At 71.6% G+C, this 12,741-nt stretch carries 13 protein-coding genes; 9 read left to right on the top strand and 4 right to left on the bottom strand.

Features of this window, described 5'->3' with window-relative positions; translation table 11 throughout:
• Nucleotides 1-14 precede the first annotated feature (14 nt).
• Together ABEG17_RS07130 and ABEG17_RS07125 are read left to right on the top strand one after the other, a co-directional pair.
• Entirely contained in the window at nt 15-716 is a 702-nt protein-coding gene (locus tag ABEG17_RS07130; RefSeq protein ID WP_406832582.1) for an LppX_LprAFG lipoprotein, read from the top strand.
• On the top strand, nt 697-2,376 hold the full coding sequence (locus tag ABEG17_RS07125) for an MFS transporter (protein WP_406832581.1): 1,680 nt from the start codon (nt 697-699) through the stop codon (nt 2,374-2,376). Before ABEG17_RS07130 ends, ABEG17_RS07125 begins: the two co-directional genes overlap by 20 nt.
• Nucleotides 2,377-2,385: 9 nt before the next feature.
• Here the strand turns inward: ABEG17_RS07125 and ABEG17_RS07120 are convergent, their stop codons facing one another.
• Nucleotides 2,386-3,294, bottom strand: a complete 909-nt coding sequence (locus ABEG17_RS07120; RefSeq protein ID WP_406832580.1) for an alpha/beta fold hydrolase — start codon at nt 3,292-3,294, stop codon at nt 2,386-2,388.
• 1 nt (nt 3,295) lies between these two features.
• Nucleotides 3,296-4,081, bottom strand: coding sequence for an exodeoxyribonuclease III (locus tag ABEG17_RS07115; RefSeq protein WP_406832579.1), 786 nt, complete (start codon nt 4,079-4,081; stop codon nt 3,296-3,298).
• 37 nt (nt 4,082-4,118) lie between these two features.
• Between ABEG17_RS07115 and ABEG17_RS07110 the strand changes: the two genes are divergently transcribed.
• From ABEG17_RS07110 to ABEG17_RS07080, 7 genes are all read left to right on the top strand, one after another.
• A complete protein-coding gene (locus tag ABEG17_RS07110; RefSeq protein ID WP_406832578.1) occupies nt 4,119-4,904 on the top strand; it encodes an SDR family NAD(P)-dependent oxidoreductase in 786 nt (261 codons plus the stop codon).
• 54 nt (nt 4,905-4,958) lie between these two features.
• On the top strand, nt 4,959-5,513 hold the full coding sequence (gene pyrE / locus ABEG17_RS07105; protein WP_406832577.1) for an orotate phosphoribosyltransferase: 555 nt from the start codon (nt 4,959-4,961) through the stop codon (nt 5,511-5,513).
• Between the two features lie 50 nt (nt 5,514-5,563).
• Nucleotides 5,564-6,268, top strand: coding sequence for a LemA family protein (locus tag ABEG17_RS07100; protein WP_406832576.1), 705 nt, complete (start codon nt 5,564-5,566; stop codon nt 6,266-6,268).
• A gap of 76 nt (nt 6,269-6,344) precedes the next feature.
• Nucleotides 6,345-7,220 (top strand): ABC transporter ATP-binding protein, encoded by an 876-nt coding sequence (locus tag ABEG17_RS07095; RefSeq protein WP_406832575.1) that lies wholly within the window; start codon nt 6,345-6,347, stop codon nt 7,218-7,220.
• Nucleotides 7,217-8,026 carry an ABC transporter permease gene (locus ABEG17_RS07090; RefSeq protein WP_406832573.1) on the top strand — a complete coding sequence of 270 codons (810 nt, stop codon included), beginning with the start codon at nt 7,217-7,219 and terminating at the stop codon, nt 8,024-8,026. Before ABEG17_RS07095 ends, ABEG17_RS07090 begins: the two co-directional genes overlap by 4 nt.
• Nucleotides 8,027-8,033: 7 nt before the next feature.
• Complete coding sequence (locus ABEG17_RS07085; RefSeq protein ID WP_406832572.1) at nt 8,034-9,257, top strand: sensor histidine kinase; 1,224 nt, start codon at nt 8,034-8,036, stop codon at nt 9,255-9,257.
• On the top strand, nt 9,254-9,907 hold the full coding sequence (locus ABEG17_RS07080) for a response regulator (RefSeq protein ID WP_406832571.1): 654 nt from the start codon (nt 9,254-9,256) through the stop codon (nt 9,905-9,907). Before ABEG17_RS07085 ends, ABEG17_RS07080 begins: the two co-directional genes overlap by 4 nt.
• A 10-nt stretch (nt 9,908-9,917) precedes the next feature.
• Here ABEG17_RS07080 and ABEG17_RS07075 read toward each other — a convergent pair whose 3' ends face one another.
• Together ABEG17_RS07075 and ABEG17_RS07070 are read right to left on the bottom strand one after the other, a co-directional pair.
• Nucleotides 9,918-10,604, bottom strand: coding sequence for a DedA family protein (locus tag ABEG17_RS07075; protein WP_406832570.1), 687 nt, complete (start codon nt 10,602-10,604; stop codon nt 9,918-9,920).
• 151 nt (nt 10,605-10,755) lie between these two features.
• Entirely contained in the window at nt 10,756-12,696 is a 1,941-nt protein-coding gene (locus ABEG17_RS07070) for a GTP-binding protein (protein ID WP_406833150.1), read from the bottom strand.
• Nucleotides 12,697-12,741 lie beyond the last annotated feature (45 nt).

The following is a 12,741-nucleotide window of genomic DNA, read 5'->3' as shown; positions in this document are numbered from 1 at the left end:
GCTACCGTGTCCCCATGCCGCTCAGGGTTCGTCTGTCAGTCGTCGCTCTCGTCATCGCGGTGGGGCTGGGTGCAGGGGCGTGCTCGGGGGGTTCTGTGGGAGCGGCGTCGGAGCAGCCGCCGGCCCAGCAGCTGGCCGACGCGCGCGCGGTGCTGGAGAAGAGCCCCGCGGTGTCGTTCACGCTCGAGTCGACGGGGCTGCCGGGCAAGGCGGTCGGGGTGTCGGGGGCCAGGGGCACCGGCCTGTTCACGCCGCCGTCGTTCAAGGGCACCCTCAACGCCTCGATCAAGGGCATCACCGGCACGGTCGACGTCGTCGCGGTCGACCAGGACGTCTACATGAAGTTCTTCACGCCGACGTTCAACAAGATCGACCCGGCCACCTACGGCGCCCCCAACCCGGCCCAGCTGTTCAACAAGTCCACCGGCATCACCGCCCTGATCACCAAGACGCAGAACCCCGTGAAGGCCGGTGTCGTCCGTGACGGCGCCGACGTCCTCACCACGTTCACCGGCAAGCTGCCCGGCGACGCCGTGGCCGACCTGCTCGTCACCGGTGACCGCAAGGGGACCTTCGACGTGACGTACGGCGTCACCCAGACCGGCAAGGAGCTGCGCAGCGTCGTCATCAAGGGCCCGTTCTACGCAGGTGCCACCTCGACCTACACCCTGCGCCTCACGAGCCTGGCCAAGGCCGTTGCGATCACCCGCCCCTAGGGCGCTGCTCGCCACCGCATCGGTGGCCGTGGCGCTCGCCGCGGCTGACACGTATGTCGTGGTGCTGGCCCTCACCGACATGATGACCGGCGTGGGCGTCGGCATCGACGCGTTGCAGAAGGCGACCCCGATCATCTCCGGGTTCCTGCTCGGCTACATCGCGGTGCTGCCCCTCATCGGTCGCCTCGCCGACCTCGTCTCGCGTCAGCGAATCCTGTTGACCTGTCTGGGGATCTTCGTCGTCGGCTCGGCGGTCACGGCCCTGTCGGTCGAGCTGCCGGTGCTCGTCACGGGCCGCGTGCTGCAGGGCATCGGGGGCGGAGGCCTGGTGCCGGCGACGCTGGCGCTCGTCGCCGACCTCTGGCCGGCCGACAGGCGAGGTATGCCGCTGGGTGTCGTCGGTGCCGTGCAGGAGCTGGGCAGCGTGCTCGGACCCGTCCTCGGCGCCATCGTCCTCGCGGTCTCCGGGTGGCGGATGATCTTCTGGCTCAACGTGGTTGCCGGTGTGCTGCTGGCCGTCGCCGTCGTCCTCGCCGGCGGTGAGAGGCCGAGCCGGCCACGCGCCATACCGCTCGTCCTGGGGGTGCTGGCACTGGTGGTGACCGGGCTCGCCCTTGCCGCGCCGCAGCGCCTCGTCACCGACATCACGCTGGGGCTGCCGTTCGTGCCGTTCGGTGGGTCGACCTCGCGCCTGGCGACCCCGATCGGCGTCGCGGCGCTCGTCCTGGTGCTGGCCTGGGTCCTCGTCAGTGCACCCGGTTGGTGGGCGCTCCTGGGCCGCGCCGACGTGCCGGGCGCGCTGCTGCTCGGTCTGGCGCTGGGCAGCGTGGTGCTGACCTTCGCGGCCAGTGACCCGGCGCGTGAGGTGGTCGGCCCGCTGGGGTTCGCCCTGCTGCCGTTGGGGGCGTTGGCCTTCGGGCTCTACCTGTGGCGGCACCGCCGAGCCGCTGAGCCACTGGTCGCTCGCGGGGTCGTGCGAGGACGGGCGCGGTTCTCGTTGCTCGTCAGTGCCTTCGTGGGGGCCGCCCTCGTCTCGGTCGTCGTCGACGTGCCGGTCCTGGCCCGGCTGACACTCACCGACTCCCAGACCGAGGCGGCGCTGGTGCTGGTGCGGTTCCTCGTCGCGGTGCCGGTCGGTGCCCTGCTCGGTGGCTGGTCCTTGCGCAGGCTGGGCGACGGCGTCGTCAGCGGTGGGGGACTGGGCCTGGCCGCGATCGGGCTGGCGGTCATGAGCCGTTGGGGTGATGGTGCCCTCGACGACTTCTCCGCGACCGTCGTGCTGGCTCTGGTCGGGCTCGGGGTCGGGTTGGCCCTCGCACCGGTCAACAACGCGGCCCTGGCCGCAGCGCCCGACGAGGCGCACGGTGTCGCCTCGGCGCTGGTCGTCGTGGCCCGGATGGTCGGCATGGTCGTCGGCCTGGCGCTGCTCACGGCGATCGGGCTGCACCGCTACTACGACACCGTCGCGGCGCTCCCGGACCAGACCGACACCAAGGCCCTGGTGGCTGCCGGCATCGTCCAGGTGCAGACCGTCTTCACCGGAGCGACGGTCGCAGCCCTCCTCGGCGCGTTGGCCTCGATCGGCCTCGGCCTGCGCCGGAACCACGAGACCGTCGGCGGCGGCATCACACCCCTGGGACGGTCCGGTCGCAGGTGGTGAACCGGGACGTCAGGTCGCGGGACGCGCGACGGTCTCGAACGCGGCGACGACCTCGTCGGTCGCCTCGTAGGCGAGCATGTGGCCGAGCCCGGGCAGGATGCGCAGGTCGGCGTGGGGCGCCAGCTCGGCGATGTGTTCGGACTGGCGCGGGGGCGTCAGCCGGTCGCGTTCGCCGACCAGGACCACGGTCGGTATGCCGTCGAAGTGGCTCAGGGCGTCCGCCTCGTCGTGCTGCTGGATCGCTCGGTAGAACCGGCCCATCGTGGGCAGGGTCGTGGCGGCGACCTGGTTGCGGGTGAGTGCGACGTGCTCGTCCTCGGCCGCCGGCCCGAACAGCAGTCGTCGCTGGCCGTCGAGCGTGACGAACCGTCCGGCCCGGATCCGAGGGAGCCGGGCGATCAGCCCCATCGCCCGGCGCTGCCGGATCGGCACGGGGCGGTCGAGCGGTTCGGCCATCGTCGAGACGAGGACCACGCCGGTCACGCGCGAGGTGAACGCCTCCGGGTGCAGCCCGGCATACGCCATGACGGTCATGCCGCCCATGGAGTGGCCGCCCAGGACGAGCGGTCCCTCGGGTGCGACGACGGCGAGCACCGCCGCCAGGTCGTCACCGAGGACCCGCACCGACGCCGGCCCGCGCAGGGCACCCGAGCGCCCGTGACCACGCTGGTCCCACGTCACGACGCGCAGACCTTGCCCGGTCAGCCGGTCGACGACCGGCAGCCAGGACGCATGGGTGAGGGTCCACCCGTGGGCGAGCACCACGGTCGGCGCACCCGCCGTGGTGAGCGACCCGGCGGCGGGCGACCCGGCAGCGCCGGGGGACGCAGCCACGGTGGGCGACCCGGCGGCATACACCTGCACGCGCAGGCGGACCCCGTCAGGCGCAGCGACGTTCAGGATCGAGGGCGACGGCACCTCAGTCGGCCAGCTCGACGACGACCGGCGCGTGGTCGGAGGCGCCCTTGCCCTTGCGCTCCTCGCGGTCGATGGCCGCGCCGAGGACCCGGTCGGCGAACGGCTGGGTGCCAAGGATGAAGTCGATCCGCATGCCGCGACGCTTCTGGAACGACAGCCGTGTGTAGTCCCAGTAGGTGAAGGTGCCCGGCTCGGAGGTGTGCGGGCGGACCACGTCGACGAACCCGGCGTCCAGGATCGCCTGGAACGCCGCCCGCTCGGGCGCGGAGACGTGGCTCTTGTCGAGGTAGTACTCCATCGACCAGACATCCTCGTCCTGCGGCGCGATGTTCCAGTCGCCCATGATCGCGGCGGTCTCACCGGCCGCCGCGGACTGCGCGGCCTGGTCGCGCAGCTTCGCCAGCCACGACAGCTTGTAGACCATGTGCGGGTCCTCGAGCTGGCGTCCGTTGGGGACGTACACCGAGGTCACCTTGACCCCGCCACAGGTCGCGGTGAGCGCGCGCGCCTCGACCACGGCCGGGTCGCCCCAGGCGGGTGCGTCGGTGAAGGACGGCACCACGTCGGTGAGACCGACCCGCGACACGATGGCCACACCGTTCCAGTGGTTGAGCCCGTGGTGGGCCACCTCGTAGCCGAGCGCCTGGAGCCGGTCGAACGGGAACTGCGCGTCCGTCGCCTTGGTCTCCTGGATCGCCAGGACGTCGACGTCGCTGAGCTGCAGCCACGCCTCGACGCGGTCGATCCGGGACCGGATGGAGTTGACGTTCCACGTCGCAATTCGCACGGTGCCAACCCTAGGGGGCGCATCTAGAGTGGGCTCCATGAGCACCGCCCTCGTCACCGGCGCGACCGCCGGCATCGGCCTGTCCTTCGCCCACCAGCTCGCCGAGCGCGGGCACGACGTCGTCCTCGTGGCACGCGACCGGGTGCGGCTGGAGAACCTGTCCGACGAGCTGCGCGCCAAGTACGACGTCGGCACCGAGATCCTCGTCGCCGACCTGTCCGACCGCGCCGACACGGGCAAGGTCGCCGAGCGTCTCTCCGACGCCGCCCGACCGGTGGACCTCCTCGTCAACAACGCCGGCTACTCGCTGAAGAAGCGGTTCCTCGACAACGACGTCAGCGAGGAGGAGGCCCTGTTCGACGTGCTCTGCCGGGCGGTCCTCGTGCTCTCCCACGCGGCGGCGGGCGCGATGCGGGAGCGCGGCAACGGAGCCATCGTCAACGTCTCCTCGGTGGCCGGCTTCATCACCTCCGGCACGTACTCCGCGGAGAAGTCCTTCGTCACGGTCTTCACCGAGGGCCTCTCCGGTGAGCTCGCCGGTTCCGGCGTCACGGCCACGGCGCTCTGCCCGGGGTTCACCCACACCGAGTTCCACGACCGCGCCGGCATCAACATGTCGGGCATCCCCAAGTTCATGTGGCTCGATCCCCGCCGTCTCGTGCGCGACTGCCTCGACGACGTGGGCAAGGGCAAGGTCGTCTCCGTGCCGGGCGGTCAGTACAAGGCCATCGTGGCCGGCCTGCGCCTGGTGCCACGCGCCCTCGTGCGCTCGCGGGCCCGGACCGTGCACCGCCCCAAGGACGGGTCGAAGGGCAGCCGCTGACGAGGTATGGCGCCGGTCCGCGTCCACGGGGCCCGCTCGCTAGGCTGCTGAGCCGTGACCGACTCCTCTGCCGCCCGCGCCCGCCTGCTCGAGATCATCAAGGACAAGGCCATCGTCCACGGCCGGGTCACCCTGTCCTCCGGCAAGGAGGCCGACTACTACGTCGACCTGCGCCGCATCACCCTCGACGGCGAGGCATCGCCCCTGGTCGGGATCGTCATGCGTGACCTGATCAGCGACCTGGACTACGACGCCGTCGGTGGCCTGACCCTGGGGGCCGACCCGGTCGCCACGGCGATCCTGCACGCCAGCGCCGCGGCGGGAGACCGCAAGGACGCCTTCGTCGTCCGCAAGTCGGGCAAGGCCCACGGCCTCCAACAACGCATCGAGGGCCCGTCGATCAAGGGCCGCCGCGTCGTCATCGTCGAGGACACCTCGACCACCGGCGCCTCCCCCCTCGACGCCGCGAACGCCGCCCGTGAGGCAGGCGCGGAGGTCGTCGCCGTGGCCACCATCGCCGACCGGGCCACCGGGGCGGCCCAGGTCTTCGCCGACGCCGGGTTCGAGTACCGCCACGTCTACGGTCTGGAGGAGCTCGGGCTGGCCTAGGCTCGGGCTACGCCTGCAGACCTGCACCGCGCACCACCAAGGGGAGTCCCATGATCGTCTGGATCATCGTCGCCGTCATCGTCGTGCTGCTGGTCCTGTGGGCCGTCAGCGTCTACAACGGCCTGATCAAGCTGCGCAACCTCGTGCAGGAGGCCTGGCGCCAGATCGACGTCGAGCTCAAGCGACGCCACGACCTCATCGGCAACCTCGTCGAAACGGTCAAGGGGTACGCCGCCCACGAGCGCGGGACCCTCGAGGACGTCATGAAGGCGCGGTCCGCCGCGATGGCCGGCGGCCAGTCCCCGGCCCAACAGGCCCAGAGTGAGGGCATGCTCAGCCAGGCGCTCGGGCGCCTCATCGCCGTCGCGGAGGCCTACCCCGACCTCAAGGCCAACCAGAACTTCCTCGCCCTCCAGCAGGAGCTCACCTCCACCGAGGACCGCATCGCCTCGGCCCGGCGCTACTACAACGCCAACGTCCGCGAGCTCAACACCAAGGTCGAGACCGTCCCGAGCAACGTCGTCGCGGGGATGTTCAAGATCGGTCGCGAGGAGTACTTCGAGGCAGAGGGCGCCGAGCGCGACGCCGTCAAGGTCGACTTCGGCCAGCGCGACGCGACGATCCCCGCGCCGAGCGGGTATGCCGCCGGCACCGAGGCCAGTGTCCCTGCCTCTCCGCCGGTGGCCGCGCCCCAGACCCCGTCCGACACCGTCCCCCCGACCGACACCGCCCCGGGGTCCCCGACCCAGTCCTGAGGTCCACCGGTCGGTGGACGCCGGATCAACCGGCTGACGCTGCCGCGGACGGGTCCCGACGCGGGAGGGTGGTCCCATGGACGCACCCATCACCGTCACCGGACTGCGCAAGACCTACGGATCACGCGAGGCCCTCGACGGCATCGACCTGACGATCGAGGCCGGCGAGGTCTTCGCCCTCCTCGGCCCCAACGGCGCCGGCAAGACCACGGCCGTCGAGATCCTCGAGGGGTTCCGGCGCCGCGACGGTGGTGACGTGTCGGTCCTCGGCGTCGACCCCGAGGACGCCGACCTCGCCTGGCGCAACCGGATCGGCATCGTCCTGCAGTCCTCCACCGGCCTGGACCTGCTCACCCCGCGGGAGGCGATCGCCAGCAACGCCAAGGTCTATCGCACACCGCGGGCCGTCGACGAGGTGCTCGCCGCGGTGGGCCTGGTGGACAAGGCCGACGACCGCATCGGCAAGCTCAGCGGGGGTCAGCGCCGACGCCTCGACGTCGGCCTGGGCATCGTCGGACGCCCCGAGCTGCTGTTCCTCGACGAGCCCACCACGGGGTTCGACCCGCAGGCGCGGCGCGACTTCTGGGACCTCATCCGCTCCCTCGCCGACGGCGGGACGACGATCCTGCTCACCACCCACTACCTCGACGAGGCCGAGCACCTCGCCGACCGGGTCGGCGTCATCGCCGCCGGGCGGATGCTCGCCCTCGACACCCCCGCCAACCTCGGTGGCCGCGCCTCCTCGGAGGCGACCGTCTCCTGGGAGGAGGGCGGTGTGCGCCGCAGCGAGAGGACCAGCCTGCCCACGCAGTACGTCACGGCCCTGGCCGCACGCCTCGGAGGGGAGGTGCCCGGGCTGACCGTCACGCGGCCGTCGCTCGAGGACACCTACCTGTCGCTCATCGCCCCGCACCACGACGCCGAGGCCGAGCTCGTGGCGGTGTCGGCATGAACGCCACGGCGATCGGCTGGGACCGCACGGTCCTGGAGCTGAAGATGTACTTCCGCGAGAAGGAGGCGGTCTTCTTCTCCTTCGTCTTCCCGATCCTCATGCTCTCGATGTTCGCCACGATCTTCGGTGACCAGTTCGCCAAGGGGGACACCGCGGACGCGGGGGTCAACGCCGCACGCTTCTTCCTGCCCGGGATGGTGGCCGCCGGCGTCATGCTGACGAGCTTCCAGTCGATCGCCCTGAGCGTGGCGGTCGAGCGTGACGACGGGACCCTCAAGCGGCTGCGGTCGACGCCGATGCCGCCGGTCGCGTACTTCCTCGGCAAGATCGGGCTGGTCGCCAGCACCTCGCTCGCGCAGTTCGCCCTGCTCATCCTCGTGGCGAAGGTGGGGTTCGGGGTGCAGCTGCCCACCAGCGCCGCCAGCTGGGCCACGTTCGGATGGGTGTTCCTGCTCGGGGTCGCGACCGGCACCGTGCTGGGGATCGCCTACTCCTCGCTGGCCTCCTCCTCACGCTCAGTGGGAGCGATCGTCATCGCCCCCACCTTGATCCTGCAGTTCATCTCGGGCGTCTACTTCGCCTTCACGGACCTGCCGGACTGGCTCAAGCAGGTGGCCTCGGTCTTCCCGCTGAAGTGGATCGCCCAGGGCATGCGGTCGGTCTTCTTCCCGGACGACTGGCAGGCCCAGGAGATGGCCGGGACGTGGGAGCACGGCCGGACCGCGCTCGTCCTCGGGGCGTGGCTCCTCGCCGGCCTGGTGATCTGCGCCCGGACCTTCCGCTGGACCAAGCGCGGCACGACATGATGGTGCGATGAGCGCCGACCAGCCAGCGGACTGCCGCCCGCTGCCGGGGACGTCGGCCGGCGAGCTCGACGAGATGTGGCGCCGCCAGCTGGTGTGGTGGCACGTGTTCTTCGCCATCCTCGTCGCCACCACGGCGGGCGTCCTGGTCGCGGAGAAGGCCGACCACCTCGGGTGGTCCCTGCTCGGCGTCGCGGTGATCGCGGCGGCATACCTCGTCTGGGGCCGGCGGGGCATCGGCGACGACGAGGGGACCTCCGGGATCCGCTACGTCGTCGTGGCGTGGCTGGCGCTCGTGGGGCTCATGGCCATCGACGGGTCGGGCACGGCCTGGGTCCTGACGTTCGGGCTCTTCCCGCAGACATGGGCGATGCTGCGTCGCAACCACGCCGCGGCGGTTGTGGTCGCAGCGGTCCTGGCGATCGGCGGTGTCCGGCTCTGGCAGGCGCCGCGCACCGGTGACGACGTGCTGGGCATCGCGATCAGCACGGTCATCATGCTGACGTTGTCGCTCGTCATGGGCCTGTTCATCCACAAGATCATCGGCGAGGCCGACGCGCGCGCCCGCACGATCGACGAGCTGCGGCGCACCCAGGCGCAGCTCGCCGCCGCCGAACGCGCGCAAGGCGTTGCCGGCGAGCGCGAGCGCATGTCGCGCGAGATCCACGACACCCTCGCCCAGGGGTTCACCTCGCTGGTCACGCTGGCCCGGGCCACCGAGGCGGCCCTCGACCGCGGTGACCTCGCGGTGGTGCGCGAACGCGTCCGCCTCATCGAGCAGACCGCCGCCGACAACCTCTCCGAGGCGCGCCTCATCGTCGCCGAGATGACGCCTGGGCACCTCCAGTCGCGCACCCTCTCCGAGGCCCTCGGACGGCTCGTCGACGCCGTCGCCGCCGAGTCCGGCATGCGGGGGAACCTGGTCGTGCAAGGCGTGCCGACGGTGCTCCCGGCCAACTCCGAGGTGGTGCTGCTGCGGACCGCGCAGGAGGGCCTGGCCAACGTCCGCAGGCATGCCCGCGCGGGTACCTTCGAGGTGCGCCTGACGTATGCCGCCGACCAGCCCGTGTCCCTCGAGGTTTCCGACGACGGGGTCGGGTTCGCCCCCGACACCCCCGACCGTGGCTACGGCCTGGACGGCGCGACGGCCCGGGCCGGCGAGGTCGGCGGCCGGTTCGAGGTGCACAGCTCCCCGGGCTCGGGCACTCGGCTGCGGATGGAGGTGCCCCGATGAGCGAGCCGACGCCCGGGGCGACCCCGTCCCTGCGGTTGCTGGTCGTCGACGACCACCCGGTCGTGCGGATGGGGCTCGTGGCGATGCTGTCCGAGCATGCCGACTTCGAGGTGGTCGGCGAGGCTGCTGACGGTGCGGAGGCGTTGGTCGTCGCCGACCGGCTGACCCCGGACGTGGTCCTCATGGACCTGCGGATGCCCGTCCTGGACGGGGCCTCCGCCACCGCCCGGCTCCGCGCGAAGGCTGACGCACCAGCGGTGCTCGTCCTCACGACCTATGACACCGACGCCGACATCGTCCGTGCCGTCGAGGCCGGAGCCAACGGTTACCTGCTCAAGGACTCCCCCCGCGAGGTCCTCGCCGACGCGATCCGGCGGGCCGCTCGAGGGGAGACCGTGCTGGCACCGCCTGTCGTGGCGCGGCTGGCCAGTCGGATGCGGATGCCGGCGGGCCCGTCGCTGACCGAGCGCGAGACCGACGTGCTGCGGTGTGTCGCGCGTGGTCTGTCCAACGCCGCCGTCGGTCGCGAGCTGCACATCGGCGAGGCGACGGTGAAGACGCACCTGCTCCGGGCCTTCGAGAAGCTCGGCGTCGCCGACCGCACGGCGGCGGTGACCGCGGCCCTGCGCGCCGGCCTGATCGAGCTCTGACCTGCGAGGGTCAGGCCCGCTCGTCGCGCAGGTCCTCGAGCGCCTCGCCGGCCTCCTCGACGACGGCCTCGGGGCCGGTGTCGCCGCGCCGTGCCCGCACGACCTCGACGACCATGGGGATGACCGAGACGGCGACGATCGCGAGGATCGCGAGCTCGAGGTGGTCCTTCAGGGCGGGGAAGGCGTTGCCCAGGAAGTAGCCGAGCAGGGTGACGACCCAGACCCAGAGCACCGCACCGACGCCGCTCCACACGAAGAAGTGGCGACGGTCCATCCGGCTGACGCCGGCGACCACGGTGATGAAGGTGCGCACGATCGGCACGAAACGGCCGATGACCAGGGCCTTGGCGCCGTGCTTCTCGAAGAAGGCGTGGCTGTCGTCGAAGTACTTCTTCTTGAGGATCCGGCCGTCCCGCTCGTACAGCGGTCGACCCACGGCCCGGCCGATCTCGTAGCCGACGACGTTGCCGGCGAAGGCGGCGATGCTCAGCACCAGGAGCGCCACGAAGAGGTTCATGCTGAAGTCGCCGGTGCTGATGAACAGCCCGATCGCGAACAGCAGCGAGTCACCCGGCAGGATCGGGAAGAGCAGCCCGCACTCGACGAAGACGATCGCCGCACTCACCCAGAAGAACTGCGATCCGAAGTGGTCGAGGAGCCACTGGGGGTCCATCCAGTTGGTGCTGAGTGAGTGCATGGACCCAAGGGTACGGGTCGCGAGGGTGTCCTTCCTGTACGCACGCTGAGCGTGGAGAAGCGAGTCCTCGACACCGCGGGTTCATCACGCCCTCGTGATCCACCCACTTGGTCGGGGGTATGCGGCGTGCTGGGCGGATCTCGCGGCGCAGCTACCCGGCGGGCCAGCTGCGCTGCACCCGCGTCCAGTCGCGGACCTGGGCGAAGGGGTCGGCGAGGGCGCGGGACCGCTGCGGCGGCGGTCCGGTGACTGCAGCGTGGTGGTCCAGGACCGTCGTCAGCACGCCCTCGCCGCGGGTGAGGTGCGGCAGCCGCTGGGCCAGGCCGTGGACCTCGTCGGCCGGCACGTCACCGGTCAGCACCACGGTCGATGCCGTCGACGCACCGGTCACCCGGGTCGTGGACGGAACCGCCCGGTGGTGTGGGAGCTCGGACAGCACGGCCCCGACCAGGTCCTGGGGCACCTCGAGCTCGAACCGGTGCACAGGGGCGCAGACGACCGTCCCGGCGCGACCCAGCGCCTCGGCGAGCACGAGTCGGGCGAGGCTGCGGAAGTCCGCCGCGGTGCTCGACATCTTTTTGTCGAAACCCGCGTGCATCGCGCTCTGGCGGGGGTAGTAGCCCGAGTGCGTCATGACCACGCGACAGTCCGGCACCGACCAGCCGTGCACCGCCTCCGCAAGGGTGCTGGCCACGCCTTCGCGGACGGCGGCGAAGAACGCTGGTGGCATGGAGCCGAGCTCCACCTCCAGCGCGAGCTCGACGCCACTGCCGACGGCTGCGGGCTCGACGCGCAGCCCCACCGTGGCGAGGAACGGGTTGGGCTGCATGTCGATCACCTGGTGCGCGGCACCCGACGACCGGACCCGTTCGAGGCAGATCGAGGTGGTGGGCCGGAACGTCGCTGCGACCCCGTGGTCCTCCTCGAGGAACGTCGCGATGACCTCCTTCTGCACCTCGCCGTAGAAGGACACCGCGACCTCGCCGCGGCCGTCGTCGAGCCGCAGGTCGATCAGCGGATCCTGTTCGGCGAGCTCGGTGAGCGCGCTGAACAACCGCCCGCGCTGGGTGGGGTCGACCGGGTCGACGACGGTCTCGAGGCTGGGCCGCCCCAGCTGCACGGCCCGCCCGTTGCCCCTGTCGGGACCGAACCGGTCGCCCACCCGGGCGGTGGTCGGTCCCCGGAGGACGGCGATCCGTCCGGCGTCGACCTCTCTGGCGCGCCGCAGGCCATGGGGCTCGAACACCTCGAGCCACGTCACCCTCTCGGGCGCCCTGCCGTCGAGGACGAGCTGGTCGCGGACCCGCAGCGTGCCGCCGGTGAGACGGACCCAGGTCTGCCGCTGCCCCGACTCCGTCCGGTCGAGCTTGAACACGGTGCCGGAGGGCCGGTCCTCCACTTCCTGGTCCGCGTCGGCCTCGGCCGCGCCGGGGCGCGAGGGAGCACGGTCGGCGGCGACGAGGTCCGTCAGGGCGTCGAGCAGCTGCGGTACGCCTGCCCCGGTGATGGCTGACCCGAACACGACCGGCTGGAGCTGCGCCGCGCGGGTGCCGCGGCGCAGGTCGGCCAGCTCCCCGTCGCTGGCCACGAACGGGAGGTATCGAGCGCGGGGACTTCCGGGGGAGTCCACCGTCCCGAGGGGCACCGCGTCCGGGGTGAGGCGATCGGCGACCTGGCCGAGCACGCGGTCAGGGTCCGCGCCGGCGCGGTCGATCTTGTTGACGAACAGCAGGGTCGGCAGCTCGAGCCTCTGCAGGGCCCGCATCAGCACCAGGGTCTGGGCCTGCACGCCCTCGACCGCCGACACGACGAGCACCGCGGCGTCCAGCACCGCGAGCGAGCGCTCGACCTCGGCGACGAAGTCGGAGTGCCCCGGGGTGTCGACGAGGTTGATCAGGGCATCGCGCCACGCGAAGGACGCGACCGCGGACCGGATGGTGATGCCGCGGCGTCGTTCGAGGGCGAGGGAGTCGGTCCGGGTGTCTCCGGCGTCGACGCTGCCGGGTCGGTCGAGGACTCCGGCCTCGTGCAGGATCCGTTCGGTCAGGCTGGTCTTGCCGGCATCAACATGGGCCACGACCCCGACGGTCAACGTGCGCAACTGCCTTCACATCCATTCGGTAGGTGGGTACCTGGC

The sequence above is a fragment of the Pedococcus sp. KACC 23699 genome (assembly GCF_045348425.1).
In the GTDB taxonomy this organism is placed as follows: Bacteria; Actinomycetota; Actinomycetes; order Actinomycetales; family Dermatophilaceae; genus Pedococcus.
Note: the sequence above shows the minus strand (reverse complement) of the source record. Positions and strands in the feature narration are given on the sequence as shown.